This window comes from Limnohabitans lacus, from assembly GCF_030053395.1.
Lineage (GTDB): Bacteria > Pseudomonadota > Gammaproteobacteria > Burkholderiales > Burkholderiaceae_C > Limnohabitans_A > Limnohabitans_A lacus.
The window spans coordinates 114,297-140,208 of the sequence record NZ_JASGBH010000005.1 but is presented as its reverse complement, the minus strand read 5'-3'; the positions used below and the strand labels follow the sequence as shown (position 1 = coordinate 140,208).

General features: G+C 59.7%; 26 protein-coding genes. 18 read left to right on the top strand and 8 right to left on the bottom strand.

What is annotated here, in order from left to right; genetic code table 11:
* Nucleotides 1–3: 3 nt before the first annotated feature.
* The 7 genes from QLQ16_RS08475 to QLQ16_RS08445 all read right to left on the bottom strand — a co-directional run bounded on the left by QLQ16_RS08475 (nt 4) and on the right by QLQ16_RS08445 (nt 8,047).
* Nucleotides 4–1,401, bottom strand: a complete 1,398-nt coding sequence (locus QLQ16_RS08475; RefSeq protein ID WP_283224258.1) for a mannitol dehydrogenase family protein — start codon at nt 1,399–1,401, stop codon at nt 4–6.
* 142 nt (nt 1,402–1,543) lie between these two features.
* Nucleotides 1,544–2,605 (bottom strand): malate/lactate/ureidoglycolate dehydrogenase, encoded by a 1,062-nt coding sequence (locus QLQ16_RS08470; protein ID WP_283224257.1) that lies wholly within the window; start codon nt 2,603–2,605, stop codon nt 1,544–1,546.
* A 10-nt stretch (nt 2,606–2,615) separates the two neighbouring features.
* Nucleotides 2,616–4,142, bottom strand: a complete 1,527-nt coding sequence (locus tag QLQ16_RS08465) for a UxaA family hydrolase (RefSeq protein WP_283224256.1) — start codon at nt 4,140–4,142, stop codon at nt 2,616–2,618.
* Between the two features lie 9 nt (nt 4,143–4,151).
* Nucleotides 4,152–5,546 carry a TRAP transporter large permease gene (locus tag QLQ16_RS08460; protein WP_283224255.1) on the bottom strand — a complete coding sequence of 465 codons (1,395 nt, stop codon included), beginning with the start codon at nt 5,544–5,546 and terminating at the stop codon, nt 4,152–4,154.
* Nucleotides 5,547–5,567: 21 nt separating this feature from the next.
* Complete coding sequence (locus tag QLQ16_RS08455; RefSeq protein WP_283224254.1) at nt 5,568–6,143, bottom strand: TRAP transporter small permease; 576 nt, start codon at nt 6,141–6,143, stop codon at nt 5,568–5,570.
* A 123-nt stretch (nt 6,144–6,266) separates the two neighbouring features.
* A complete protein-coding gene (locus tag QLQ16_RS08450) occupies nt 6,267–7,256 on the bottom strand; it encodes a sialic acid TRAP transporter substrate-binding protein SiaP (protein ID WP_283224253.1) in 990 nt (329 codons plus the stop codon).
* A gap of 68 nt (nt 7,257–7,324) precedes the next feature.
* Entirely contained in the window at nt 7,325–8,047 is a 723-nt protein-coding gene (locus tag QLQ16_RS08445) for a FadR/GntR family transcriptional regulator (RefSeq protein WP_283224252.1), read from the bottom strand.
* 198 nt (nt 8,048–8,245) lie between these two features.
* On the opposite strand from QLQ16_RS08445, the gene QLQ16_RS08440 reads away from it, so the two are divergent.
* The 9 genes from QLQ16_RS08440 (at nt 8,246) to QLQ16_RS08400 (ending at nt 16,403) form a co-directional block, all read left to right on the top strand.
* Nucleotides 8,246–9,361: a mandelate racemase/muconate lactonizing enzyme family protein gene (locus QLQ16_RS08440; RefSeq protein ID WP_283224251.1), complete on the top strand. Its 1,116-nt coding sequence runs from the start codon at nt 8,246–8,248 to the stop codon at nt 9,359–9,361.
* Nucleotides 9,358–10,107 carry an SDR family oxidoreductase gene (locus QLQ16_RS08435; protein WP_283224250.1) on the top strand — a complete coding sequence of 250 codons (750 nt, stop codon included), beginning with the start codon at nt 9,358–9,360 and terminating at the stop codon, nt 10,105–10,107. Before QLQ16_RS08440 ends, QLQ16_RS08435 begins: the two co-directional genes overlap by 4 nt.
* A gap of 17 nt (nt 10,108–10,124) precedes the next feature.
* Entirely contained in the window at nt 10,125–10,883 is a 759-nt protein-coding gene (locus QLQ16_RS08430) for an SDR family NAD(P)-dependent oxidoreductase (RefSeq protein ID WP_283224249.1), read from the top strand.
* Nucleotides 10,884–10,908: 25 nt separating this feature from the next.
* Nucleotides 10,909–11,772, top strand: coding sequence for a fumarylacetoacetate hydrolase family protein (locus QLQ16_RS08425; protein ID WP_283224248.1), 864 nt, complete (start codon nt 10,909–10,911; stop codon nt 11,770–11,772).
* Between the two features lie 181 nt (nt 11,773–11,953).
* On the top strand, nt 11,954–12,667 hold the full coding sequence (locus QLQ16_RS08420) for a TetR/AcrR family transcriptional regulator (protein ID WP_283224247.1): 714 nt from the start codon (nt 11,954–11,956) through the stop codon (nt 12,665–12,667).
* Nucleotides 12,668–12,685: 18 nt separating this feature from the next.
* Entirely contained in the window at nt 12,686–14,497 is a 1,812-nt protein-coding gene (locus QLQ16_RS08415) for an acyl-CoA dehydrogenase C-terminal domain-containing protein (RefSeq protein WP_283224246.1), read from the top strand.
* A gap of 23 nt (nt 14,498–14,520) precedes the next feature.
* On the top strand, nt 14,521–14,961 hold the full coding sequence (locus QLQ16_RS08410; RefSeq protein ID WP_283224245.1) for a DUF2147 domain-containing protein: 441 nt from the start codon (nt 14,521–14,523) through the stop codon (nt 14,959–14,961).
* 63 nt (nt 14,962–15,024) lie between these two features.
* Entirely contained in the window at nt 15,025–15,789 is a 765-nt protein-coding gene (locus tag QLQ16_RS08405; protein ID WP_283224244.1) for an enoyl-CoA hydratase, read from the top strand.
* A gap of 131 nt (nt 15,790–15,920) precedes the next feature.
* Nucleotides 15,921–16,403, top strand: coding sequence for a thioesterase family protein (locus QLQ16_RS08400; protein ID WP_283224243.1), 483 nt, complete (start codon nt 15,921–15,923; stop codon nt 16,401–16,403).
* Nucleotides 16,404–16,408: 5 nt separating this feature from the next.
* On the opposite strand, the gene QLQ16_RS08395 is transcribed toward QLQ16_RS08400, so the two are convergent.
* The gene (locus QLQ16_RS08395) at nt 16,409–16,819 is read right to left on the bottom strand and encodes an acyl-CoA thioesterase (protein ID WP_283224242.1); all 411 of its coding nucleotides are present in this window, start codon (nt 16,817–16,819) and stop codon (nt 16,409–16,411) included.
* Between the two features lie 40 nt (nt 16,820–16,859).
* On the opposite strand from QLQ16_RS08395, the gene QLQ16_RS08390 reads away from it, so the two are divergent.
* From QLQ16_RS08390 to QLQ16_RS08350, 9 genes are all read left to right on the top strand, one after another.
* On the top strand, nt 16,860–18,662 hold the full coding sequence (locus QLQ16_RS08390; protein ID WP_283224241.1) for an ABCB family ABC transporter ATP-binding protein/permease: 1,803 nt from the start codon (nt 16,860–16,862) through the stop codon (nt 18,660–18,662).
* A 24-nt stretch (nt 18,663–18,686) separates the two neighbouring features.
* Nucleotides 18,687–19,625, top strand: a complete 939-nt coding sequence (locus tag QLQ16_RS08385) for a LysR family transcriptional regulator (protein WP_283224240.1) — start codon at nt 18,687–18,689, stop codon at nt 19,623–19,625.
* 174 nt (nt 19,626–19,799) lie between these two features.
* The gene (locus QLQ16_RS08380) at nt 19,800–20,693 is read left to right on the top strand and encodes a transporter substrate-binding domain-containing protein (protein WP_283224239.1); all 894 of its coding nucleotides are present in this window, start codon (nt 19,800–19,802) and stop codon (nt 20,691–20,693) included.
* Between the two features lie 91 nt (nt 20,694–20,784).
* Nucleotides 20,785–21,504 (top strand): amino acid ABC transporter permease, encoded by a 720-nt coding sequence (locus QLQ16_RS08375; protein WP_283224238.1) that lies wholly within the window; start codon nt 20,785–20,787, stop codon nt 21,502–21,504.
* 1 nt (nt 21,505) lies between these two features.
* A complete protein-coding gene (locus QLQ16_RS08370; protein ID WP_283224237.1) occupies nt 21,506–22,174 on the top strand; it encodes an amino acid ABC transporter permease in 669 nt (222 codons plus the stop codon).
* A gap of 15 nt (nt 22,175–22,189) precedes the next feature.
* Nucleotides 22,190–22,927 carry an amino acid ABC transporter ATP-binding protein gene (locus QLQ16_RS08365; RefSeq protein WP_283224236.1) on the top strand — a complete coding sequence of 246 codons (738 nt, stop codon included), beginning with the start codon at nt 22,190–22,192 and terminating at the stop codon, nt 22,925–22,927.
* 144 nt (nt 22,928–23,071) lie between these two features.
* A complete protein-coding gene (locus QLQ16_RS08360; protein WP_283224235.1) occupies nt 23,072–24,319 on the top strand; it encodes an ABC transporter substrate-binding protein in 1,248 nt (415 codons plus the stop codon).
* Nucleotides 24,316–24,507 (top strand): hypothetical protein, encoded by a 192-nt coding sequence (locus QLQ16_RS08355; RefSeq protein WP_283224234.1) that lies wholly within the window; start codon nt 24,316–24,318, stop codon nt 24,505–24,507. Before QLQ16_RS08360 ends, QLQ16_RS08355 begins: the two co-directional genes overlap by 4 nt.
* A gap of 65 nt (nt 24,508–24,572) precedes the next feature.
* Complete coding sequence (locus QLQ16_RS08350; protein WP_283224233.1) at nt 24,573–25,910, top strand: GH1 family beta-glucosidase; 1,338 nt, start codon at nt 24,573–24,575, stop codon at nt 25,908–25,910.
* Nucleotides 25,911–25,912 lie beyond the last annotated feature (2 nt).

Genomic DNA, 25,912 nt, shown 5'->3' with positions numbered 1-25,912 from the left:
GGCTCAGGCCTCGGTCAGTTGCTGGACGGCGTGGTCCACACCGTGCTGCAGGATGTGTTGATGCCAGTGAATGACGCGGGCGATCCAGCCTGTGTGTTGGGGCAGGGCGCTGCCCCACAGGTCTTCGCGGGCCAGCAGGGCACGCACGCAGGCCTCGGGTTCGGTGCGCTGGGCTGCACCCAGGGCCATCAGGCTTTCGGCTTGGGGGTCGTTCAGGGCATAGGCTTGGCCGTTTTCGTCCACGGCCAGGGTGTAGCGCACGAACACGGCCGCAGCCAGTGCGTGGTGTTCAAACGAAGCGCCTTGCGCGATTTGCCCCAGCACCGAAGGTGGCCAGCGCTGCGGGATTTTTTGCGAGCTGTCGGTGGCGATCTGGTGCACGCTGTGCTTCAAATACGGGTTGCCAAATCGGGCGATCAGCGCGTCTCGGTAATCGGCCCAGTCGCTGCGACTCAGATGCGGCGCGACTTCTCGGCCCATCAAGCGGAACACAAACTCGCGGATATGCGGTGCGCCAATGCAACTGGCAATGAAGGGCCTGCCTGTGATGGCGCCCATGAGCGCCATGGCCGTGTGGCTGCCGTTGAGCATGCGCAGCTTGGCTTCTTCGTAGCTGTGAACATCGCCTGTCACGCGCACACCGGCGCTTTGCAGCAGGGCGGCGTCTGTCGGGTCGGCAAAGCGGTCTTCGATCACCCATTCCCAAAAGCCTTCGGTGCTCAGGGCGCAGTGGTCTGGCACGCCCAGCGCCTCTTTGGCGGCGGCCATCACTTCGGGCGTGGCGGCGGGCACGATGCGGTCCACCATGCTGCAAGGGAAGGCGCAGTGCGTGTCCAGCCATTGCAGCAGTGCGGTGTCTTGGGCATTGGCCGCAGCCTTGACCAAGGCCTGCAGCTTGTGGCCATTGCCTTGCAAGTTGTCGCACGAAGCGATGGTGATGCCGGGTAAGCCTGCTTGCTGGCGCAGGCGCAAGCCGTCCAGCAGCAGCTGGCCTAAAGCGGGGGTGTAGCCTTTTTCGGTCACGGTGAGGGTGACCCAGCGGGTGCTGGGCGCGGCCATCGCTTGCACCACCGCATCGCGCTCGGTGGCGGCAACATTCATGCGCCACAGCGCACCGGGCACTTGCCACTTCACCCCTGTGCCGTCGGCCACGCGCACGGCGTACAGGCCGTCTTGTGCGCTCAGCTGGTTGACCAGGTCAGGCCGCGTCATGCCCACGCCATGGATGCCCCAGCGCATGTCGCCATTGGCCAGCAGTTGGTCAAACACCATGGCTTGGTGGGCGCGGTGAAAAGCCCCCAGACCCAGGTGCACCACGCCAGGGGCGTCAGCGTTGCGCGCATAGCGGGGGATGCCTACATGAGGTGGCAGTGTTGACAAGGCGAGTGAGGAGAGTGACATGGTGAATCTTTAAAAGAAGGTCAAAACAACACAGTCAATCAGCGCGGGCTTTGTAGGAGCTTGCCCTGCAAGCGATATGCCTGCAGGCCACAAGCGATGGCATCGCCAGCAGGGCTGGCTCCTACAAGACATCCAGTCATCTTCAAATCGAGGATCGAGCTTGGAGCTTGTGTTCTGACGCTTCGATTTCGGCCCAGGTGGCGTCGTCGATCCAGATGCCCGAGTGCTCACGTTCGGTGCGTGCAGCGCGTTCGGGCTCGCCCGCCAGCTTGACGCCATCGCTGCCTGGGGCATCGGGGCTTTGGCGCAGCCAGTCGGCAAAGGCCAGGGCTTCTTGTTCAAACATGGCCTGCGTGCCCAAACGCACCGGGTCGATCAGCATGGTCAACATGCCGTTGAGCACGGCGCGTTGATGATCAGCCTCGCGGTGCCAAGTGCCGCTGCCAGTGAGGGCACCGCCCAACAGTTCGCAGGCCATGGCCATGCCAAAGCCTTTATGGTCGCCAAAGGTCATGAGCGCACCAAACAGGCCGTTGGACTGCGGCACCACCACCACGCCGGGGTCGGTGGTGGGGTGACCGTGTTCGTCGATCAAATAGCCGGGGGGCACTTGCTCGCCTTTGTTGTGGGCCACGCGCATCTTGCCTTGCGCCACGCGGCTGGTGGCAAAGTCCAGCACAAAGGGTTCGCGGTTGCCCATGGGCACGCCGATGCAGCAGGGGTTGGTGCCAAAGCGGCCATCGCCACCGCCAAAGGGGGCGACCACGGGGCGCGAGAGCACGTTCACAAAATGCACCGACACCAGACCCTGGGCCACGGCCATTTCGGCAAAGTGGCCGATGCGGCCCAAGTGGTGTGAGCGGCTGAGCGCCACAGTGCACACACCGTGTTGCTTGGCGCGTTCAATGCCCATTTGCATGGCTTGAACGCCGGTGATCTGACCATAGCCGCGTTGGCCGTCCAAGTTGAGCAAGGGACCGGTGTCGAGCAAAACTTTGACGCCGGTGTTGGGCGACAAGCCCCCTTCAAGCACCGCGTCCACATAGCGCGGCACCATGCCCACGCCGTGGGAGTCGTGCCCGCTCAGGTTGGCCATGACCAGGTTGTCGGCCACCTGTGCGGCTTCGGCAGGCGTGCTGCCTGCTTGTTCGATGATGCGGGCGACTTTGTCGCGCAGGTCGCTTGCAGAAATGGTGTGGCTCATGACGCTGCCCTCACATGACCGCGCCGACTTGCCACGGCACGAATTCGTTTTGGCCGTAGCCGTGGCGCTCGCTCTTGGTGGGCTCGCCTGAAGCTGCCGCCAGGATCATTTCAAAGATGCGCTGACCCATGTCGGCGATGCTCACGCCGCCGTCCACGATCTCGCCGCAGTTCAGGTCCATGTCTTCTTCTTGCTTTTTCCACAGCGCGGTGTTGGTCGAGAACTTCAGGCTGGGCGAGGGCGCGCAGCCATAGGCACTGCCGCGCCCGGTGGTGAAGCAAATCAGGTTGGCGCCACCGGCCACCTGGCCTGTGGCGCTCACCGGGTCGTAGCCCGGCGTGTCCATGTAGACAAAGCCTTTGGCGGAGACCGGCTCGGCGTATTCATAGACCGCTTGCAGGTTGCTGGTGCCGCCCTTGGCCACCGCGCCGAGTGACTTTTCTAGGATGGTCGTCAGGCCACCTGCCTTGTTGCCGGGCGAGGGGTTGTTGTTCATCTCGCCGCCGTTGATGGCGGTGTAGTTCTCCCACCAACGGATGCGCTCGATCAGTTTGTGCGCCACTTCGGGCTTCACAGCGCGGCGGGTGAGCAGATGCTCCGCCCCATAAATCTCGGGCGTTTCGCTCAGGATCGCGGTACCGCCGTGCTGCACCAGCAGGTCCACGGCCGCCCCAAGTGCTGGGTTGGCGCTGATGCCCGAATAACCATCCGAGCCGCCGCACTGCAAGCCCACCGTGATGTGTTCGGCGCTGCAAGGCTCGCGGCTGATGGCGTTGGCGCGGGGCAGCATTTCCTCGATCAAGGCAATGCCTTTTTCCACCGTGAGGCGCGTGCCGCCAGTGTCCTGGATGTTGAACACCTTGAGCGTGTCGCCCTCGCGCAAGCTGCTGTGCGCCAGCCAGGTGTTGAGCTGGTTCGCCTCGCAGCCCAGGCCCACCACCACCACGCCCCAAAAGTTGGCATGGGTGGCATAACCGGCCAAGGTGCGTTCCAGCAACTGAATGCCCAGACCTTCGGTGTCCATGCCGCAGCCGGTGCCGTGCGTCAAAGCCACCACGCCGTCCACATTGGGAAAGTTGGCGAGTGCTTGCGGGTTGTTGCGTTTGGAGAAGTGGTCGGCAATCGCGCGGGCGGCGGTGGCTGAACAGTTCACGCTCGACAACACGCCGATGTAGTTGCGCGTGGCCACGCGGCCATCCGAGCGCTTGTAGCCCATGAAAGTCGCCTGCTTGCGCGCGGGCTCGGGCTTCACGTCTTGACCGATGGCGTAGTCGCGTTCGAAGTTGCCTTTCTCGGCGCCCATGTTCAGGTTGTGCGTGTGCACATGCTCGCCCGGCGCAATGGCTTGCGAGGCAAAGCCGATGATCTGGTTGTAGCGGCGCACCGGCTCGCCCACGGCGATGGCGCGGGTGGCCACCTTGTGGCCCGGCGGGATCAGGCCGCGCACGGGCACGCCTTCGACAGCGCTGCCGCTCATGAGTTGGCTGCGAGCGATGACCACGTCATCGGCGGGATGCAAGCGGATGAAACTGCTCATGGACATTCCTCAATAAAACTGCTTGGGCAACCACAGCACCAGGCTGGGGAAGTAGGTGATGACGGCCAAGCTGCCCAGCAAGGGGAACAGCCAGGGCAAGATGGCCATGGTGGTGCGCTCCACACTGAGCTTGGCCACGCGGGCCAACACAAACAGCACCATGCCCATGGGCGGGTGCAGCAAGCCGATCATCAGGTTGAGCACCATGACCAAACCGAAGTGCACCAGGTCAATGCCCAGTTGTTGGCAGATCGGTACCAGAATCGGCACAAGAATGGTGATGGCGGCGGTGGGCTCCAAGAAGCAACCCACAAACAACATCAATGCATTGGCCAAGAGCAAGAACACCCAAGGCTCTTTGGTAAAGCCCAGCACCCAACTGGAGATGGCCGTGGTCACCCCTGTGGCAGTGAGCATCCAGCCAAAAATACTGGCTGCGGCCACGATGAACAGCACGGTGGCGGTGGTTTCCACCGTGTCCAGGCAGATTTTCACGAACATCTTGAAGTTGAGCGTGCGGTACCAAAAGAAGCCCAGCGCAATGGCCCAAACGCAAGCGGCGATCGCGCCTTCGGTGGGGGTGAACACACCGGTGGTCATGCCGCCAATCAGGATCACCGGCGTCATGATGGGCAAGACGGCCTGGAAGTTGAAAAACTTGTCGGCGGCAAACAAAACGATCAGCGCCAAGAAAACCGTCATTTGGGCGGGCGTGCCCATGGTGTTCACCAACCACCAAATCGACAGGGGCCAGCCCACCACCACGGCCGTTTCGGCCAGGGCCTTGATGACTTTGGGCCATTCAAATTTGACGTCGGCACCCCAGCCGTTTTTGTGTGCGAAATAGGCCACTGTCAGCATCATGAGCAGCGCCATCAAGATGCCGGGCAAGATGCCGGCAAGGAACAAGGCCCCCACCGAGACGTTGGCCATCATGCCGTAGATCACAAAGGGCAGGCTGGGCGGAATGATGGGGCCCAGCGTGGCCGAGGCCGCCGTGACGCCCACCGCAAACTCGGTGCTGTAGCCATGGTCTTTCATCGCCTTGATCTCGATGGTGCCCAAGCCCGCCGCATCGGCAATGGCGGTGCCGCTCATGCCCGCAAACACGACCGAGCCGACCACGTTGACGTGGCCAAGGCCGCCTTTGAGCCAGCCCACCAAGGCCAGCGCGTAGTTGTAAATGCGGTTGGTGATGCCCGCGTTGTTCATCAGGTTGCCAGCCAGAATGAAGAAGGGCACGGCCAACAGGGGGAAGCTGTCGATGCCCGAGACCATGCGGTGGATGACCACAAAGGGTGGCGAGCTTTCGACAAAAAGCAAATACAGCAAGGACGCACCCGCCATGGCAATGGCCACCGGGATGCCGCCGCTCATGAGGATGAGGAAAAGGATCTTCAACATGGAGAACTTTCTAAGGGCGTTTCAGCGGTCTGTCATTTCGGATTCGGGGCGTTGCAGCACGGTGTAGCCGCGCTGCCAATGAACCTTGGCCACCCACACGGCGCGCAAGCACATGGCGGCAAACCCGGCCATCACCACGCCATAGACGAGGTTCATCGGCAAATCAATGATGGTCATCTTGTAACTGCCCAGTTTCTCCATCATCTGGCCGGTGAGGAAAGTGGCGGCAGCAAAAAAGGCGATGCGCATCACATCGACCACCACCCCCATGGCGCGGCCTAGCCAGTCGGGCATGAATCGAAAGAAGAAGTCCACTTGGATGTGGTTGTTTTTGGCCACGCCAATCGTGGCGCCCGTGAAGACGGTGGCAATGAGCAGATAGCGTGCAATCTCCTCGGTCCACGACGCCGAGTTGTTCATCACGTAGCGTGTGAAAAATTGGTAAAAAACCGTCAGACCCAAAGCCCAAAAGAAAGCCAGTGCCACCCAGGCTTCAATGGGGGTGCCAGAGAGGTCGACTTCGTCGTCGGTGGCGTGAAACTGGCCATCGTTACCCATGACTTTGGGCATGGCATCGAGGTCGGGTAGGTTGCTCATAGGGTGTCCTTGGGATCGAAAACTTGGCCGCATGTGCAGACCGAACTCAGTGAGTTCGGTCTGCAACAGGTAGCCAAAGCATCAGACCTGTGCGATCGGCACAAAACCTGATGTGAGAGCGCCTTACTTGGCCGCCTGGATCTTGTCGAAGTCAGACTGCGTGAAACCCATGGAGGTCAGGGGTTTGTTTTTCAGGACGGCGTCTTGGAATGACTTGCGATCCACCTGCACGATTTGCAGGCCTTTTTTCTTGAACTCGTCCACCAACTCGGCTTCACGGGCCTTGATCTTGGCGGTGGCGCGCACAGCGGCTTCTTGAGTCACATCGGTGAACATTTTCTTTTCAGCATCGCTGAGCTTGTTCCAGAGATGCGGTGCAATTTGCGTGGTCAAACCGTCCACGATGTGACCCGTGAGCATGATGGCTTTTTGCACCTCGAAGAACTTCTTGGCCTCGATGGTGGTCAATGGATTCTCTTGGGCTTCCACCGTGCCGTTTTGCAGGGCCAGATAGACCTCGGCAAAAGCAATGGGCGTGGGGTTGGCGCCGCAGGCCTCAGGTGTGGCGCGGTAGGCAGGCACGTCGGGCACTCGGATCTTGATGCCCTTCATGCCAGCGCAGTTGGTGAAGGCTTTTTGCGCGGTGGTGTGGCGAGCGCCATAGTAGGTGTAGGCCGTGACTTGGATGCCCGTCTTGGCCCGGAACTCGGACACCATTTCCTGGAAAACGGGGCTCTTGGAGTAAGCAATCAGGTGGTCGCCATCGCGGAAGATGAAGGGGTAGTAGGCAATGCCAAAGCGGGGGTAAGTGCGGGCCGCAAAAGAGGGGCCGCTGATGATCATGTCCACTGTACCCAGGGTCAGGCCTTGGTTGATATCGGTTTCTTTGCCCAGTGTGGAAGCCGGGAAGACTTGGATGTCGAACTTGCCGTTGCTGCGCTTTTTGATTTCATCGGCCGCCCAAACCGACTCGGTGTGGTACGGCTCCGACGTTTCATAGACGTGGGCCCATTTGAGTTTTTGCTGGGCCTGTGCACCGGTGCTCATCAGCAAGGTGCCCATGGCGACGGCGCCCAGGGCGGCCAGGGTCTTCAGGGTGAATCGTTTGCTCATCGTTGTCTCCTCAATGGTGTTGGAAAATTACTGACGCGAAAAAAACTGCATACCCCCTTAGCGGCCAGCTAACGGGCAGGAGCGCGGCGCCAGCTCGCGCTGTATCTTTTGTGGGCTTGTTTCAAATGTTTTTGCATGGCCTTGCGGGCGGCGGGCGCGTCGCGCGCCTCGATGGCATCGAACACGGCTTGGTGCTCTGCAATGGCCGCTTGCCATGAGGCAGGATGTTCAAAGTAGTCGCCTAAGCGCTCAAACAGAGGGCCTTTGCGGGCCGTCCAAAAGCGCTGCACGGTGTCGAGCAAAACGCTGTTGCCGCAAGCCTGTGCAATGGCTTCATGGAAGGCTTCATCGCCTTCACGTGGCATTTCATGGCGGGCGGCTTCTTGCTTCATTTGCTGCAAGCCGGCGCGGATGGCTTTGATGTCTTTTTTCTGGGCGTTTTGCGCGGCCAGTGCGGCCACTTCCGATTCCACCAAAATGCGGGCGCTCATCACTTCGAGGGGGCCCCATTCGGCTGAGCTGTCGGCCTGGGCAGGGGTTTTTCGGGTCTTGGGTTTGGCGGTGCTTTGCACATAAATGCCCGAGCCCGTGCGCACTTCGATCATGCCTTCGACTTCGAGCGCAATCAGCGCTTCGCGCACCGAAGGGCGGCTCACGCCCAGCTGCAGCGCCAGGTCGCGCTCTGCGGGCAAGCGTGAGCCCACTGCGAACTCGCCCGAGGCCATCAGCTGCCGAAGTTGCTCGGCAATCTGGCGGTACAGGCGCTGGGGTTCGACGGTTTGGATGGGCATGCGCAGGATCAGGGATAACGTGAATTGGACAAGTGGTCAGACCAGTCGCACAATCATCACACGCTCCCAATTCATGGGTCAAGCGCTTTTGACTCCACACAAACCCGCATGTCGACTGTCGCAAGAACGACGCTGTGCAGCGCATCCTGCCTGCATGCTCACAAACTTTGATGCGCCCAATACTGGCTTTGAATTCAAATGTCTTCAGTCACCATTGACCGCGTGAGCCTTCGGCAAGTGAACTTGCCGCCCAAGGTTTTGCGCACCGATGCGATCCAGTCCTTTGTGACGCAAGAAACGGTGTTGCTCACGCTGCACTGCAGCGATGGCATCGAGGCCACGGGTTATGCCTACACGATCGGCACCGGTGGCTCTTCGGTGATCGCCTTGCTCAAGGATCATTTGGCGCCGAGACTGATCGGGCGGGACCCGGTCAGGGTCGAGGCGATTTGGAAAGACCTGTTTTTTCACACCCACGCCACCGCTGTGGGGGCCATGACCAGCCTGGCGCTGGCCTGCGTGGACACGGCCTTGTGGGACTGGCGGGCGCAAAGCCAAGGCCTGCCGCTGTGGCGCTTGCTGGGCGGGGCGCAAACGCGTGTGCCGCTTTACACCACCGAGGGCGGTTGGCTGCACCTGTCACCCCAGGCGCTGGTGGACCAAACACTGGCGGCGCAAGCCCAAGGCTTCAAAGGCGCCAAGATCAAGATTGGTCGTCCGCATGTGAGCGAAGACGTGGCCCGCCTGTCTGCGGTGCGCGACGCGGTGGGGCCAAGCTTTGAGCTGATGACCGATGCGAACCAAGGCTTCAACCGGGCCGAGGTGGTGCGTCGTGCACGGGCTTTTGACGGGCTGGGCCTGGCTTGGATCGAAGAGCCTATGCCTGCCGAAGATGTGTCGGGGCACCGGCAGCTGCGCGAGCACACGACCATACCGGTGGCAGTGGGCGAGTCGATGTACCACCCGATGCAGTTCCGTGAATACCTCGAGCAGGGCGCCTGCTCGATCGTGCAGCCCGATGTGGCGCGCATCGGTGGCATCACGCCGTGGATCAAGACGGCGCATTTGGCGGAGACTTTTGATGTGGCGGTGTGTCCGCACTTCTTGATGGAGCTGCACGTGAGCCTGTGCGCCGCCGTGCCCAATGCCACTTGGGTGGAATACATCCCACAGCTTGACGACATCACCACCTCACGCATGAAGGTCGAGGATGGCTTTGCCCATCCCCCCGAAACCCCAGGCCTTGGCATCGCCTGGGACTGGCCCGCCATCAACCACAGACAAACCACCCATCTGGAGATCAAAACCCCATGAGACTCAAAGGAAAAATCGCGCTGGTCACGGCCGCGGGGCAAGGCATCGGCCAGGCCGCTGCATTGGCCATGGCCGCAGAAGGCGCCACCGTGTATGCCACCGATGTGAATGCCGCATTGCTCAAGAGTTACGAGGGCGTGGCCAATGTGCACACCGCAGTGCTGAATGTGCTCGACAAGAGTGCGATCACCGCGCAAGTGGCCAGCTTGCCGCGCATCGACATCATCTTCAATTGCGCTGGTTTTGTGCACAACGGCAACATCGAACTGGCCACCGATGAAGACTGGGACTTTGCGTTCAACCTGAACGTGCGCTCGCAGTTTTGGATGATCCAGGCGGCCATTCCCAAAATGGTGGCGCAGTTCGAAAAAGACGGTCATGGCGGCAGCATCATCAACATGGCCAGCGTCTGCTCCAGCGTCAAGGGCTTGCCCAACCGCTTCATCTATGGCACCAGCAAGGCGGCCGTCATTGGCCTGACCAAAAGCGTGGCTGCCGACTATGTGCGTCAGGGCATCCGGTGCAACTGCATTTGCCCCGGTACCGTGGACACGCCCTCGCTGCAAGACCGCATCAACAGCTATGCCGACCCGGTGCAGGCCCGCAAGGACTTCATCAACCGCCAGCCAATGGGGCGTTTGGCCCAGGCGGCAGAGATTGCGCCCATCGTGACCTTCCTCGCTTCCGACGAATCCATCTTCGCCACAGGCAACGCCTACATGGTCGATGGTGGCATGACCATTTGATGGTTCAGAAAGACCCTATGAATTTGCTCGACATGAAAGGCCGCCACGCGGTCATCACCGGTGGTGCCACCGGTTTGGGTTTCGCCATTGCCCAGCGCATGCTGGCTTCTGGCGCACGCGTCACCATCTGGGACCGCGATGCGGCCGGCATGGGCGCCGCCGCCGAACAATTGCGGGCGGCGCAGTCAGGGGCTGTGGTCAATACGGTGCAGGTCGATGTGGCCAGCCACGAATCTGTGGTGCAGGCCACGGCGCAAACCACCGCGCTGGCAGGCGTCGATGTGCTGGTCAACAGCGCGGGCATCACCGGCCCCAACGTCAAAGTTTGGGAGTACCCGGTGGACGCCTGGAAGCAGGTGTTCGATGTGAACGTGCACGGCCTGTTCCACTGCTGCCGCGAACTGAGTGCCCACATGAAGTCGCGCAACTACGGCCGCATCGTCAACATCGCCTCTGTCGCGGGCAAAGACGGCAACCCCAACGCCAGCGCTTACAGTGCCAGCAAGGCTGCGGTCATCGGGCTCACCAAATCGCTGGGCAAAGAGCTGGCCGACACCGGGGTGCGTGTGAACTGTGTCACCCCGGCGGCTGTGAAGACGGCGATTTTTGATCAAATGACGCCCGAGCACATCCAATTCATGTTGTCCAAGATTCCGATGGCCCGTTTTGGCGAGCCCGAAGAAGTGGCGGCCATGGTGACCTGGTTGAGCACCGAAGAATGTTCCTTCTCCACCGGCGCGGTCTTTGACCTGTCGGGTGGTCGTTCCACCTATTGATTCTTTTGAAAACTGAAAGGCATTTATGAAACTCGTTCGCTATGGCCAAGCCGGCAAGGAAAAACCTGGTCTGATTGACGCCGATGGCCGCTTGCGCGACCTGAGCAGCGTGGTCAAAGACATCACACCCGATCTGCTGAACGACAAGGCGCTGGCCAAGCTGGCCAAGGTCAAGACCGACAAGCTGCCTTTGGTGCGCGGCAAAAAGCGTTTTGGCACGCCCATTTCGTCCACCAGCAAGTTCATTGCCATTGGCCTGAACTACGCCGACCATGCGGCCGAGTCCGGCATGCCGATCCCCAAAGAGCCCATCGTGTTCACCAAGGCGATTTCTTGCATCCAGGGTGCGGACGATGACGTCATGCTGCCCAAAGGCTCCAAAAAATCTGACTGGGAAGTCGAGCTGGGCATCGTGATCGGCACACGCGCACGTTATGTGACCCAAAAAGACGCCATCAGCCATGTGGCCGGTTACTGCGTGGTCAACGATGTGAGCGAGCGCGAATATCAATTGGAATTGGGCGGCAGCTGGGACAAGGGCAAGGGTTGCGACACCTTCGGCCCCGTCGGCCCATGGCTGGTCACGCGCGACGAAGTGCCCAACCCCCAAGCTTTGGGCATGTGGCTCGATGTGAACGGCGTGCGCTTTCAAACCGGCAACACCAAAACCATGATCTTTGGCGTGGCCAAGCTGGTTAGCTATGTGAGCCAGTTCATGACGCTCGAGCCAGGCGACATCATCACCACCGGCACCCCTCCCGGTGTGGGCATGGGCGTCAAGGTCGATGGCAAACCAGCGCCAGTCTTCCTCAAGCGCGGTGACGTGATGCGCTTGGGCATTGACGGTCTGGGCGAGCAAACCCAGAAAGTGGTGGCATTCAAAGCCTGAACCCAAGCCATCTAGAAAAACCATGTCGGGGCTGAAGTCGCCGACCTACAGGGTCTTGTAGGTTGGTGGCTTTAGCCCCGACGGTTTGCTGACCTCCCGATTTACCCTGACATGTACAGGGCTTGTGTGATCGGATCCGGTTTTGGTGCAAAATAGAACGATCGTTCTTTTTTGATTCACCATGTCCGAATCTCCAATCTCATCCAAAGTTCAAAGCCTGCCCGTGGCCGAACCTGGCCGGCGCGTGCTCATCAAAGGCCAGCAGACCAAGTCGGTGATCATCGATGCGGCGCTGCGCCTGGCCTCGCAAATAGGCTTGGAAGGCTTGTCGATAGGCGCTTTGGCCGAAGTCACCGGCATGAGCAAATCGGGCGTGTTCGCCCATTTTGGCTCGCGAGAAGAACTCCAGATTTCCGTCATCCGCGAATACCACACGCGTTTTGAGGCGGATGTTTTCTATTCGGCCATGCAAAAGCCCCGGGGCTTGCCACGCCTGCAAGCCCTGTTTGACAACTGGATGGTGCAGACCTCGGCCGAGATCGATTCGGGCTGCATCTACATCAGTGGCGCGGTCGAGTTCGATGACCGCAGCGGTCCGGTGCGCGATGCCTTGGCATCGTCCGTGGCCAGTTGGCAAACGGCATTGCGCCGCGCCGTTGAGTTGGCCCAGGTGGAAGGACAGCTCAGCCGCCAGTCCGATGCGCGGCAGATCGCTTTTGAGATCCACGGCCTTATCCTGGCGCTGCATTACGAAGCCCGGTTTTTGCGCAACCCTGCAGCCACAGAGCGTGCACGCCAGGGCTTTGCCCACATCCTGGACCGCTATGCAGAGGCTCCCATGACCCCTTCCCAAAAGCCTGCCGCCAAACGCGCACGCAAACCCAGCAACATTTGATTTTTTCAGGAAAACACCATGCCCGTTTACAACCCACCCCTGCGCGACATGCAATTTGTGTTGCATGAATTGTTCAACGTCACCGACGAACTCAAAGCATTGCCCAAGCACGCCGACACCGATGCCGACACCATCAACGCGGTGCTGGAAGAAGGTGGCAAATTCGCCGCTGAGGTGATTTTTCCTTTGAACATTTCGGGCGACACCCAAGGTTGCCAGCTCAACCGCGACACGCACGATGTCAAGGCTCCCGATGGCTTCAAGGCAGCCTATGCCCAGTACGTGGCCGGCGGCTGGCCCTCGCTCAGCTGCGATCCAGACTTCGGCGGCCAAGGCCTGCCTTTTGTGGTGAACCAGTGTTTCTATGAAATGCTCAACTCGGCCAACCAAGCCTGGACCATGTACCCCGGCTTGTCGCACGGCGCTTATGAAGCCCTGCACGCGCACGGCACGCCCGAGCAAAAAGCTTTGTTCTTGCCCAAGCTGACCAGCGGCGAATGGACCGGCACCATGTGCCTGACCGAGCCGCATTGCGGGACCGACTTGGGCATGTTGCGCACCAAGGCCGAACCCCAGGCCGACGGCAGCTACCGCATCACCGGCCAAAAGATTTTCATCAGCGCGGGTGAGCACGACCTGGCCGCCAACATCGTGCACTTGGTGCTGGCCCGTTTGCCCGACGCGCCTCCGGGCAGCAAAGGCATCAGCTTGTTTTTGGTGCCCAAGTTCCAAGTGTCGGCTGACGGTCAGATCGGCGAGCGCAATGGCATTTACTGCGGCGGCCTCGAACACAAGATGGGCATCCACGGCAATGCCACCTGCCAGATGGTGCTCGACGGCGCGGTCGGCACCCTGGTGGGGCAGCCCAACAAGGGCCTGGCCGCCATGTTCGTGATGATGAACGCCGCCCGTTTGGGCGTGGGCAACCAGTCGCTGGGTCTGACCGAAGTGGCTTATCAAAATGCGCTGGCCTATGCCAAAGACCGCGTGCAGATGCGTTCTCTCACTGGCGTGAAGGCGCCTGGCAAACCGGCCGACCCGATCATCGTGCACCCCGAAGTGCGTCGCGCCTTGATGACGGCCAAAGCCTACGCCGAAGGTGGCCGTGCGCTGGCTTGCTTTTGTGCTTTGCTGCTGGACAAAGAGATCAACCACCCCGACGAAACGGTGCGTGCGGAAGCGGCCGAGATGGTGGCTTTGCTCACGCCCATCGTCAAAGCCTTCACCACCGACAATGCCTGGCAGTCCACCACCGAGTGCCAGCAGGTGTTTGGCGGCCACGGCTACATCAAGGAGTGGGGCATGGAGCAGTTCGTGCGCGATGCCCGCATCAACATGATTTATGAAGGCACCAACGCCATCCAGTCGCTGGATCTGCTGGGTCGCAAAGTGCTGGGCAACCAGGGCGCAAGCCTGAAGAAATTTGGCAAGCTGGTCGAGCAATTGGTCAAGGCCGAGATGGCCAACGAAGCCATGGGCGAGTTCATCAAGCCCTTGGCCGATCTGGGCGGTAAGCTGACCCAGCTGACCGGCGAAGTCGGTATGAAGGCCATGAGCAATGCCGACGAGGTGGGCGCTGCTGCGGTGGACTACCTGCGGGTGGTGGGTCACTTGGTGATGGGCTATTTTTGGGCGCGCTCGGCCCAAGTGGCCTTGGCCAAACTGGCCGAAGCCGAAGAGGCCGCACAGCGGCCCGATCCCTTCTACCAAGCCAAGTTGCAGACGGCACGTTTTTATTTCTCGCGCATGATGCCCGAGACGTCGACCTTGATGCGCCGCATCCGTGCGGGCAGCGAGGCGTTGATGGACACCGAAGCCGCTTTGGCATGATTGCGCACTTCAGGAGTTGAACCATGAAAAACATATTGCGCACGATGACGCTGGCCGGCATGGGCTTTTTGGCCTTGGCCGCTCAGGCCAACAGTCCGGTGGGTCGTTGGCACACCATTGATGACAAAACCGGAGAGACCAAGAGTGTTGTCACCATCGAAGACGCAGGTGGCGTCTTGCGAGGCAAGGTCAGCCAGATCCTGCGCAAGGGCGCAGACCCTGCGGCCAAGTGCGACAAATGCGCGGACGACCGCAAGGGCCAGACCATCCTCGGCATGGAGATCATCCGCGGTGTGAAGAAGTCGGCGGGCAACGAGTATTGGGAAGGCGGAGAGATCCTCGATCCGGAAGAGGGCAAGCTGTACCGCGTGCGACTGACGCCCGTCGAGGGGGGCGCGAAACTGCAGGTGCGCGGTTTTCTGGGCCCGTTCTGGCGCAACCAGTTGTGGGTCAAGGCCCCTTGAGCCCGCGATTTTTCATCACCGTGCCGCCCTTGGGGCGGCCTTTTCATTTGGAATGAGAGCAACATGTCTGACATCCTGACCCACATCGACGCAGGGGTGATGACCATCACCTTCAACCGACTGGACAAAAAGAATTCCATCACTTCCACCATGTACGCGGCCATGGCCGATGCGGTCGCGCAAGCCGCGGCCGATGCGTCGGTGCGCGTGGTGCTGTTCCAGGGCCATGAAAGCATCTTCAGTGCGGGCAATGACATTGGTGACTTTTTGAACCAACCACCCAGCACCCAAGAGTCGCCAGTGTTCCGATTTTTGCGTGGCATCGCCACGTTTGAAAAACCGCTGCTGGCCGCGGTGGCCGGCCCTGCGGTGGGCATCGGTACCACCATGCTCTTCCATTGCGATTTGGTCTATGCCGGCGACAACGCGGCATTTTCCATGCCCTTTGTGAATCTGGGTCTGTGCCCCGAAGCGGCCTCGAGTGTGCTGGCGCCGCGCATGTTTGGTTACCACCGTGCTGCAGAAGCCTTGCTCATGGGTGATCCCTTCTTTGCCGAGGCCGCGCAAGAAGTCGGCTTGGTCAACCGCGTGGTGCCGCCGACCGAAGTGAACGGCTACGCCCAAGCCCAAGCCCGCAAGCTGGCGGGCAAGCCTTTGTCCTCGCTGATCGAGACCAAGCGCTTGATGAAGGGCGGCTACCAACAAGAAGTGCTGGCCAAGATGGACGAAGAGGGCCAAAGCTTTGGCCGCATGCTGCGTGAACCTGCTGCCCGCGAAGCCTTTGGTGCTTTCATGGAAAAGCGCAAGCCTGATTTTTCCAAGCTGTGATGCCCTGAGCCCGCAGGTCGGTAACTTCAGGTCCGACATAGTCGGCTTCGGCTCAGGCCCGTGTTGGGGCTGAAGCCCCCGACGGTTATGCACACCGACGGCACTGGTCCGCTCATCGATAAAATGATCGGATGCCCCACCGCACCCCCACCCCCGTCATCCTTGAGCCCGAATACATCGAGGGCTTTCGCGAAATCTACGAAGAAAAAATCGTTTTCAACAAAACCTTGGGCCTGAAACTGGTCAAAGTCACGCCCGAGGGGGTGGAGGCCCGCATCGACATGCGGCCAGAACTGGTGGGCCACTTTGCCTACAACCGCATCCACGGCGGCGTCATCAGCGCGGTGCTGGACGCCATCGGCAGCGCGGCCGTGATGGCGGCGCTGGCGGCCAAACACATGGACGAGACACCTGCCAAACGCCTGGAGCGCTTTGCCAAGCTGGGCACCATCGACTTGCGGGTGGACTATTTGCGCCCTGGCATTGGGGAGCACTTCACCATCACCGCCAACGCCTTGCGTGTGGGCTCCCGCGTGGGTTCATCGCGCATGGAGTTTTGCGGACCCGATGGCACCTTGATGTCCACCGGCGCAGGGGCCTACATCGTTTCCTGAGTGGTTCATGCTTCTGGCACCGGGCAGGGCTTGCCCTGCTTGTCGATGGCCACATAGGTCAGGCGGGCTTCGGTCACTTTGATGTACTGGCCTTGCAGCGCAAAGCGCTCGGCAAACACTTCGACCTGCACGGTCACCGAGGTGCGGCCGACTTTCACGATGCGGGCAAAAAAGGACAAGATGTCGCCCACCTTGACCGCTTGCTTGAAGATGAACTCGTTGACCGCCACGGTGGCGATGCGGCCCTTGACGCGCCGCGCTGGCAACACCGCACCGGCCAAGTCGACTTGCGCCATGACCCAGCCGCCAAAGATGTCACCGCTGGCATTGCAGTCGGCCGGCATGGGGATGACTTTGAGCACCAACTCTTGGTCTGTGGGCAAGGCAACGGTGAAGGGGCGGGCGACGTCAGACATGGGCACAATCGAAGGTTGAAGATTCACAGGATTGTCCCTTATGCGCCACCACGGCGAAAGCTCCCCACCGGTCCCCTCGGCTCAACGTTCTGGCGACTGGCACACCTTGTCCCGCTTGTTGCCTTATTTGTGGCAATACAAATGGCGCGTGATCATCGCGCTGGCGCTCATGGTCGGCGCCAAGCTGGCCAATGTGAGCGTGCCCCTCTTGCTCAAAGAACTGATCGACGCAATGAGCATCCGACCCGGCGACCCGAAGCTGGTCTTGGTGGTGCCTGCCAGTTTGTTGCTGGGCTATGGCGCTTTGCGCTTGATGACCTCGGCATTCACCGAGCTGCGCGAACTGGTGTTTGCCAAAGCCACCCAGGGCGCCGCCCGCAGCATTGCGCTGCAAACCTTTGAGCATTTGCATGCTTTGAGCTTGCGCTTTCACTTGGCGCGGCAGACCGGCGGCATGACGCGCGACATCGAGCGCGGCGTGCGTGGCATCGAGTCCTTGATTTCCTATTCGCTCTACAGCATCGTGCCCACGCTGATCGAGGTGGGGCTGGTGCTGACCATCTTGGCGGTGAAGTTCGACGTCTGGTTTGCATGGATCACGGTGGCCGCTCTGTCGCTGTACATCTTGTTCACGGTGCGCATCACCGAGTGGCGCACGAAATACCGCCGGCAGGCCAACGAGTTTGATTCGGCCGCGCACACCAAGGCGGTGGACTCTTTGCTGAATTACGAAACGGTCAAGTATTTTGGCAACGAAGCGTTTGAAGCCCGGCGCTACGACGAAAGCTTGGAGCGCTTGCGCCGCTCGCGCCTGAAGGCACAAACCTCTTTGAGTTTGCTCAACACCGGGCAGCAACTGATCATTGCCACCGCGCTGGTGGCCATGTTGTGGCGTGCCACCCAAGGCGTGGTGGATGGCCGCATGACCTTGGGCGACTTGGTCATGATCAATGCCTTCATGATCCAGTTGTACATCCCGCTGAACTTTTTGGGCGTGCTCTACCGCGAGATCAAGCAAAGCTTGACCGATCTGGACAAGATGTTCACGCTGATGGACCGGGAGCGCGAAATCGCCGATGTGCCGGGTGCATTGCCGCTCGCTTTGGGCGGTGCGCCCGATGTGGTGTTCGACCGTGTCTCGTTTGCCTACGAGAGCGATCGCCCCATCTTGCAGGACATCAGCTTCACCATCCCCGCCGGCAAAACCGTGGCGGTGGTCGGCCCTTCGGGTTCGGGCAAATCGACCTTGGCACGCTTGATGTTCCGTTTTTACGATGTGCAGCAAGGCACCATCCGCATGGCGGGGCAAGACATCAAGCAGGTCCAGCAAGCCACTGTGCGTCAGGCTTTGGGCATCGTGCCGCAAGACACCGTGCTGTTCAACGACACCGTGGCCTACAACATCGCGTATGGCCGCCCCGGCGCCAGCCAGGCAGAGATCGAAGGCGCGGCCAAGGCCGCACGCATTCACGATTTCATCGCGTCCACCCCCAAGGGCTATGAAACCTCGGTGGGCGAGCGGGGCCTGAAGCTGTCGGGCGGCGAGAAGCAGCGCGTGGCGATTGCCCGCACCTTGCTGAAAGACCCGCCGATCTTGGTGTTTGACGAAGCGACGTCGGCACTGGATTCGGCCAACGAGCGGGCCATCCAGGCCGAGTTGGCGGGGGTGTCCCAAAACAAAACCACACTGGTGATTGCCCACCGCCTCTCCACCGTGGTGGATGCGCATGAGATTTTGGTCATGGAGGCCGGGCGCATCATCGAGCGCGGCAACCATGCGGCACTGCTGGCCCTGCAAGGGCGTTACGCCAGCATGTGGGCGCTGCAGCAGTCGGCCGATTGATGGGTGTGAAGCCATAATCCCTGCATGGAAACCAAATGGCTTGAAGACTTTGTGAGCCTGGCTGAGACCCGCAGTTTCAGTCGCTCGGCGCAGTTGCGGCACGTGACGCAACCGGCGTTTTCCAGGCGCATCCAGTCGCTCGAAGCTTGGGCGGGGGTGGACCTGGTGGACCGCAGTTCTTACCCCACCACCCTCACCCCTGCGGGCGAGACCTTGTATGCCCAGGCGCTGGAGTTGCTGCAGTCGCTGCAAAACACCCGGGCCATGCTGCGCGGGCATGACGCGGCCGGGCAGGACTTCATCGAGTTCGCTTTGCCCCACACGCTGGCGTTCACGTTTTTCCCGGCCTGGGTGGCCAGCCTGCGGGAGGGCTTTGGCCCGATCAAAAGCCGACTGATCGCCCTGAACGTGCACGATGCGGCCATGCGTTTGATGGAAGGTGGTTGTGATTTGCTGATCGCCTACCACCACCCATCACAGCCCTTGCAAATCGACACCGAACGCTACGAGATGGTGGTCTTGGGGCAAGAAGTGATCGCGCCCTATGCCAAGGCGACCACTGGCGGCAAGCCGGTGTGGGATCTGCCCGGCGCGGCCCACAAGCCATTGCCGTATTTGGGCTATGCCCCCGGGGCGTATCTGGGCGGCGTGACCGATTGGATCTTGAAGCAGGCGGTCACGCCCATCCATTTGGACCGTGTTTACGAAACCGACATGGCCGAAGGCCTGAAGGTCATGGCGCTGGAAGGCCATGGCATTGCTTTTTTGCCGCAAAGCGCCGTCAAGAAAGAGCTGCAAGCCGGGGCCTTGACCGAGGTCATCTTGCCTCCAGGGCAAACGCTGGCCTTGACCATGGAAGTGCGTGCCTACCGTGAAAAAACCGGTTTGCGGCACAACCCCAAACGTTCTGCGCAAGAGCTGTGGGCATTTTTGAAGCAGGCCAGTGCTGGTGCACCGGCTTGAGGCGGCGCACCAGCATGGGGAACACCCTGATGGCCGTCTGACAGCGGGCTGACTATAGTAGGATCGTATCAAGTGTCGGGCACAGATTGTGCAAGTCACGGATGAAACGACAGTCACGGCCCAAGACGGTGCGTGACGCAACCCTCGCCTTTGGCGACCCATTAGGAGTAACCCATGAAAAAACAACTCATTGCTGTGGCCGTGGCCGCATTGGCCTGCGTCGGCGCACAAGCCGAAGACACTTTGGCCAAAGTCAAAGCCTCGGGCACCATCACCATGGGTGTGCGTGACTCGTCGGGCGCTTTGTCTTACACCTTGGGTGACGGCAAGTACGCCGGTTACCACTACGAAGTTTGCCAGCGCATCATCGCCAATGCCGAAAAAGCTGTGGGCAAGAAGCTGGATGTGAAATTCCAGTCTGTGACCTCTCAAAACCGCATCCCATTGGTGCAAAACGGCACTGTGGACATCGAGTGCGGCTCGACCACCAACAACACGGCACGCCAAAAAGACGTGGCTTTTGTGGTGACCACCTATGTGGAAGAAGTGCGCATCGCCGTAAAAGCCAATTCGGGCATCACCTCTATTGCACAATTGAAAGACCGCAACGTGGCCACCACCACCGGCACCACTTCGGTCCAGCTGCTGCGCAAGCACGAGCGTGCCAATGGCATCGACTTCAAAGAAGTCTTTGGCAAGGACCACGCCGACAGCTTCTTGCTGCTGGAATCGGGCCGTGCTGACGCGTTTGTGATGGACGGACAGATCCTGGCGGGCAACATCGCAACGTCCAAGGCGCCAGCTGACTTCAAGATCGTGGGCGAAGTGCTCAACGTCGAGCCGATCGCCATCATGATCCGCAAGGACGACCCCAACTTCAAGAAATTGGCCGATGACACCGTGGCCGCTTTGGCCAAGAGCGGCGAGCTGGCCAAAATCTACGACAAGTGGTTCGTGCAACCCATCCCACCCAAGAACACCCGTGTGGGCCTGCCAGCCAGCGATGCCACCAAGGCCGCATGGGCGAACCTGAACGACAAGCCTGCAGAAGATTACGCCAAGAAGTAATTCGCAGCTTCAGCCAGGCCAACCCCGCCGAGGCAACTTGGGCGGGGTTTCTTATTGGGGCAAGCAAATTGCCCGTGGAGGGAGTTTGAACATGACATGGGATTGGCAGATTTTTCTGACCGATGACGGCAGTGGCCGCACCTACCTCGAGTGGATGCTCGAGGCTTGGCGCTGGACGCTGGCCGTGGCGGGTTCATCGTGGCTGGTGGCCATGGTGGTGGGCGCTGTGGTGGGCACCATGCGCACCTTGCAAGACCGTCCGGTGCTGGTGAAATTAGGCAACGCGTGGGTGGAGCTGTTTCGCAACATTCCGCTCTTGGTGCAGATTTTCTTGTGGTACTTCGTGGTGCCCAAAATCTTTCCGGCCTTCCAAAAGGTTCCCGGCTTTGTGCTGGTGGTGTTTGGGCTCGGCTTTTTCACCTCTGCGCGCATTGCAGAGCAGTTCCGTGCGGGCATCCAGGCCTTGCCCAAGGGGCAGCGCTATGCGGCCATGGCCATGGGCTTTTCGACTTGGCAGACCTACCGTTACGTGCTCTTGCCCATGGCGTTTCGCATCATCTTGCCGCCTTTGACCAGCGAGTCCATGAACTTGCTCAAGAACTCTTCGGTGGCCTTTGCGGTGTCGATCGCCGAGCTGACCATGTTCGCCATGCAGGCCCAGGAAGAGACCTCGCGCGGCATTGAGATTTACTTGGCCGTGACCGCTTTGTATGCCTTGTCGGCGTTTGCGGTGAACCGGGTGTTTGCCTTCATCGAGCTCAAGATGCGTGTGCCCGGCTTTGTCGCGGCCAGCACAGGCGGGGGGCACTGAGATGTTCGGACTCGACCTTTCCTTCATCAACTGGGACATCCTGCAAAAGTTTGTCGTCGGCGGCTTCATCTTCAGCGTGCAGCTGACCATCGTGGCCACCTTGGGCGGCATCTTCTTTGGCACCTTGCTGGCGCTGATGCGCCTGTCGGGCAAAGCCGCACTCATGGGCCCTGCGGCGTTTTACGTCAATGGCATGCGCTCGGTGCCGCTGGTCATGGTGATCCTGTGGTTTTATCTGCTGATCCCGTTTTTGATCGGCAAACCCATCGGGGCCGAGTTATCGGCCATCATCACCTTCATCGCGTTTGAGGCGGCTTATTTCAGCGAGATCATGCGGGCGGGCATCCAGTCCATCCCGCGTGGCCAGGTGTTTGCAGGCCAAGCCATGGGCATGACGTATGCACAAAACATGCGCCTGATCATCTTGCCGCAGGCCTTTCGCAACATGCTGCCGGTGCTGCTGACGCAGACCATCATCTTGTTTCAGGATACTTCGCTGGTTTATGCCATCGGTGCCTATGACCTGCTCAAGGGCTTCACCAATGCGGGCAAGATTTATGGCCGCACCGAAGAGGCTTACCTGCTGGCAGCGGTGGTTTACTTCGTCATCTGTTTTGCACTGTCCTGGAGCGTCAAGCGTTTGCAGGCCAAGATCGCCATCGTGCGTTGAACTGGGGGAAGAGAAATGATTGAAATCAAAAATGTGTCGAAGTGGTATGGCCCGGTGCAGGTGCTCAACGACTGCTCGGTGAGCATCAACAAAGGCGATGTGGTGGTGGTCTGCGGACCCTCGGGTTCGGGCAAGTCTACCCTGATCAAAACCGTCAACGCGCTGGAGCCTTTCCAGAAAGGCGAGATCACCGTCGATGGCGTTGCTTTGCACGACCCGAACACCGACTTGCCCAAGCTGCGTTCGCGCGTGGGCATGGTGTTCCAAAGCTTTGAGCTGTTCCCGCACCTGTCGGTCACCGAGAACCTGACGATCGCGCAGGTCAAGGTGCTGGGCCGAAGCCTGGACGACGCCAAAGTGCGGGGCCTGAAAATGCTCGACCGCGTGGGCCTGATGGCGCACAAGGACAAGTTCCCGGGGCAACTGTCGGGGGGCCAACAGCAGCGCGTGGCGATTGCCCGCGCCCTGTCGATGGACCCGATGGTGATGTTGTTTGACGAGCCGACCTCGGCCCTCGACCCCGAGATGGTGGGGGAGGTGCTGGACGTGATGGTGCAACTGGCCCATGAAGGCATGACCATGATGGTGGTCACGCACGAGATGGGCTTTGCCCGCAAAGTGGCCAACCGCGTGATCTTCATTGACGTGGGTGGCCGCATTCTGGAAGACTGCTCCAAAGACGAGTTCTTCAACCACCCCGAAAACCGCCAGCCGCGCACCAAGGACTTCTTGAACAAGATCCTGCAACACTGATCTTTTCTGTTGAGCATGGCCACAGCTGGCCATGAGCTTCTTCGAGAGTCGGCGTTTGACTCAACAAAAGTCTTAAATCAGGGATAACACCAAGAGGTTGAGGTTCTATTGAAAGTAAAATGAAAGCGCTTTCAGGACCTCAATATGAAGAAACACATCGCCTCAGTTTGGATTGGATTGTTGCTTTGCGCAGTGAAGCCTGCCTTGGCGCAAACCGTGCTGACCGTGTCGGCCTATCCCGCTGTTGACGAAATCATCAAGAACGCCTTGCCCGAATGGCAAAAAAAACATCCCAATGTCCAAGTCAAAGTGGTGGGCAGGGAATATGCAGACCATCACACGGCCATGACAACGGCTTTGGCTGCTTCATCTGGATTGCCAGATGTGATGACCATTGAATACGGTTATCTGGGGCGTTTTTCGCAAAGCGGCGGGTTGGAAAACCTCGCAGCTGAACCTTATAGGGCTGATTTGAACGCCGATAAATTTGTTGCTTTTGCATGGCAACAGGGCCAGTTCGGCAGTCAGGAGCAAACTGCCGTACCTACAGACATCGGGCCCGGGGCCATGTTCTACCGGCAAGACATTTTGCAGAAATCGCAGGTCGAACCCAAGCAATTGTCTGGGCGTTGGGAGGATCTGATCGCCGCTGGCCAACAAATCAAGGCTCGTACGGGTGTCTATTTGGTGGCGCATGCACGGGATATCAAAGACATCGTGATCCGCTCTGGCCTGACGGCTGGCGAGGGTATTTACTACAACCAGCAAGGGCAGTCGGTGGTGGGCACTTCGCCACGGTTCAAACGCGCATTCGAACTGGCCAAACAAGTTCGGCAGGGCGGCCTCGATGCGAAGGTCAACGCTTGGTCTAATGAGTGGGGGGAGTCACTCAAACGCGGCAATGTGGCGGTGCAGATGATGGGCGCTTGGTTGGGCGGTCACCTGCAAAACTGGCTGGCTCCCGAATCGGCAGGCAAGTGGCGCAGCACTCGACTGCCCGAAGGCTTGGCCACATCCTGGGGCGGGACGTTCTATGCCATACCCAAGAAGGCTGGCAACAAGGCTCTCGCTTGGGACTTGGTTCAGCACCTCACACTCAACAAAACGCAGCAGCAATTGGCGCTCCAAAAATTCAACGCTTTTCCTGCACTCAAAGAGGCCCAATCTGGCGCTTACTTTGATCAGGCCGTTGAGTATCTGGGTGGGCAAAAAGCGCGTGCCGAATGGCGCGAGACAGCGCAGAAAATCACCCCGACCAAGGTTTTTCGCAATGACCCGATTGCCGAAGAAATTGTCAATGCCGAACTCGACTTGGTGCTGACCAAGGGGAAGGCGATTGACCAGGCTCTGGCCGATGCACATCGACTGATTCAGAGGCGGGCGCAACGATGAGCCCGATTCGCTGGCATCAGGACTGGGCACCTTATGTGTTTGTCCTGCCCTTTGTATTGTTGTTTCTGGTCTTTGGACTGTTTCCCATTGCTTTTTCGCTGTACTTGGTGTTCAACGCCTGGGACCCTGTTCAAGGGGTGCAGCACTCATGGCTGGCGCCGTGGTTGCTGTTCTTCCCTTGTTGGTGATTTTCATTTTTTCATCCAAACGACTGATCGCTGGCCTCACGGCTGGCGCAGTGAAGAGTTAAGCCATGCTCATGCAAACCAAACCCAATCTGACCCTGTCACGCGAAGATTTCCCGACCGACTTCACCTGGGGAGTGGCTACTTCGTCTTTCCAAATTGAGGGGGCTACGCATACCGATGGCCGCGGCGCTTCAGTATGGGATACCTTTTGCGAGCAACCTGGTGCCATTGCAGATGGCAGCAATGGCAGCATTGCATGTGACCACTATCACCGCTATGAAGAAGACCTGGATTTGATGGCGAGGCTGGGCGTCAATGCTTACCGCTTTTCGATGAGCTGGCCGCGTGTTCAGCCAGATGGTCGCGGTGCATGGAATGAAGCGGGATTTGCCTTCTATGAGCGGTTGATTCAGGGTTTGTTGCAACGAGGGATTCAAGTCCACATCACACTCAACCATTGGGACATGCCCCAAGCCTTGCAAGAAGCGGGTGGTTGGGCCAACCGGGAAACATGTGGCTACTTCGTGGCCTACGCCTTGGAAGTGGCGCGGCGCTTTGGACGCTACACCCAAAGCTTGTGCACCCATAACGAGCCTTGGGTGATCGCTGTTTTGGGTCATGAGCTTGGCGTTTTTGCACCTGGCTTGAAATCGCGCAAGACCGCGATGCTGGTGTCGCACCACTTGCTGCTCAGCCATGGCATGGCGGTGAAAGCCATCCGCGAAGCGGGTATCAAGCTGGAATTGGGCATTGTGCTTAACCTCTCGCCTATTTACCCGGCCTCTGACAGCGAAGCCGATTTGCAAAAAGCCAAAATCGACGATGGTTTGAATGCACGTTGGTATTTGGACCCGCTTTGCTACGGGCGTTATCCCGAAGACGTCCTGAGCCACTTGGGCGATGATGCGCCCACCTTCAGCCCTGAGGATATGGCCACCATCGCGCAGCCGATGGATTTTGTGGGCGTCAATTACTACACACGCAATTTTTCCTCGAGCGGGAATCCTTGGGATGTGAACAGCACCGGCAACGAAGTCACCGACATGGGTTGGGAGGTCTACCCCGAAGGGTTGACCGAGTTGCTCTGTCGTCTGCACCAAGAATACGGAATCCAATGCCTGAGGGTGACCGAGAACGGTGCGGCATTCAAGGATGAGATGGTCGATGGGCAAATCGATGACGAGCGCCGAGAGTCGTACTTGCGCGAGCACATTCGTGCAACCCATGATGCGATGGCTCAAGGTGTGCCGGTGGACGCTTACTTTGCCTGGAGCCTGATGGATAACTTCGAGTGGGCCAGTGGTTATGAAAAGCGGTTTGGCCTGATCCATGTGGACTACCCCAGTTTGAAACGCACCCCCAAGCGCAGTGCCAAGTGGTACCAACAGTTTTTGAAAGCCTGAAC

Coding starts and splice junctions, on each gene's coding strand:
- QLQ16_RS08425 (WP_283224248.1), top strand. CDS start 10,909: ATGAAACTCGTTCGCTATGGCCAAGCCGGCAAGGAAAAACCTGGTCTG.
- QLQ16_RS08475 (WP_283224258.1), bottom strand. CDS start 1,401: ATGTCACTCTCCTCACTCGCCTTGTCAACACTGCCACCTCATGTAGGC.
- QLQ16_RS08435 (WP_283224250.1), top strand. CDS start 9,358: ATGAGACTCAAAGGAAAAATCGCGCTGGTCACGGCCGCGGGGCAAGGC.
- QLQ16_RS08415 (WP_283224246.1), top strand. CDS start 12,686: ATGCCCGTTTACAACCCACCCCTGCGCGACATGCAATTTGTGTTGCAT.
- QLQ16_RS08365 (WP_283224236.1), top strand. CDS start 22,190: ATGATTGAAATCAAAAATGTGTCGAAGTGGTATGGCCCGGTGCAGGTG.
- QLQ16_RS08395 (WP_283224242.1), bottom strand. CDS start 16,819: ATGTCTGACGTCGCCCGCCCCTTCACCGTTGCCTTGCCCACAGACCAA.
- QLQ16_RS08430 (WP_283224249.1), top strand. CDS start 10,125: ATGAATTTGCTCGACATGAAAGGCCGCCACGCGGTCATCACCGGTGGT.
- QLQ16_RS08450 (WP_283224253.1), bottom strand. CDS start 7,256: ATGAGCAAACGATTCACCCTGAAGACCCTGGCCGCCCTGGGCGCCGTC.
- QLQ16_RS08440 (WP_283224251.1), top strand. CDS start 8,246: ATGTCTTCAGTCACCATTGACCGCGTGAGCCTTCGGCAAGTGAACTTG.
- QLQ16_RS08360 (WP_283224235.1), top strand. CDS start 23,072: ATGAAGAAACACATCGCCTCAGTTTGGATTGGATTGTTGCTTTGCGCA.
- QLQ16_RS08410 (WP_283224245.1), top strand. CDS start 14,521: ATGAAAAACATATTGCGCACGATGACGCTGGCCGGCATGGGCTTTTTG.
- QLQ16_RS08465 (WP_283224256.1), bottom strand. CDS start 4,142: ATGAGCAGTTTCATCCGCTTGCATCCCGCCGATGACGTGGTCATCGCT.
- QLQ16_RS08405 (WP_283224244.1), top strand. CDS start 15,025: ATGTCTGACATCCTGACCCACATCGACGCAGGGGTGATGACCATCACC.
- QLQ16_RS08470 (WP_283224257.1), bottom strand. CDS start 2,605: ATGAGCCACACCATTTCTGCAAGCGACCTGCGCGACAAAGTCGCCCGC.
- QLQ16_RS08385 (WP_283224240.1), top strand. CDS start 18,687: ATGGAAACCAAATGGCTTGAAGACTTTGTGAGCCTGGCTGAGACCCGC.
- QLQ16_RS08350 (WP_283224233.1), top strand. CDS start 24,573: ATGCTCATGCAAACCAAACCCAATCTGACCCTGTCACGCGAAGATTTC.
- QLQ16_RS08445 (WP_283224252.1), bottom strand. CDS start 8,047: ATGCCCATCCAAACCGTCGAACCCCAGCGCCTGTACCGCCAGATTGCC.
- QLQ16_RS08460 (WP_283224255.1), bottom strand. CDS start 5,546: ATGTTGAAGATCCTTTTCCTCATCCTCATGAGCGGCGGCATCCCGGTG.
- QLQ16_RS08455 (WP_283224254.1), bottom strand. CDS start 6,143: ATGAGCAACCTACCCGACCTCGATGCCATGCCCAAAGTCATGGGTAAC.
- QLQ16_RS08420 (WP_283224247.1), top strand. CDS start 11,954: ATGTCCGAATCTCCAATCTCATCCAAAGTTCAAAGCCTGCCCGTGGCC.
- QLQ16_RS08390 (WP_283224241.1), top strand. CDS start 16,860: ATGCGCCACCACGGCGAAAGCTCCCCACCGGTCCCCTCGGCTCAACGT.
- QLQ16_RS08400 (WP_283224243.1), top strand. CDS start 15,921: ATGCCCCACCGCACCCCCACCCCCGTCATCCTTGAGCCCGAATACATC.
- QLQ16_RS08355 (WP_283224234.1), top strand. CDS start 24,316: ATGAGCCCGATTCGCTGGCATCAGGACTGGGCACCTTATGTGTTTGTC.
- QLQ16_RS08375 (WP_283224238.1), top strand. CDS start 20,785: ATGACATGGGATTGGCAGATTTTTCTGACCGATGACGGCAGTGGCCGC.
- QLQ16_RS08370 (WP_283224237.1), top strand. CDS start 21,506: ATGTTCGGACTCGACCTTTCCTTCATCAACTGGGACATCCTGCAAAAG.
- QLQ16_RS08380 (WP_283224239.1), top strand. CDS start 19,800: ATGAAAAAACAACTCATTGCTGTGGCCGTGGCCGCATTGGCCTGCGTC.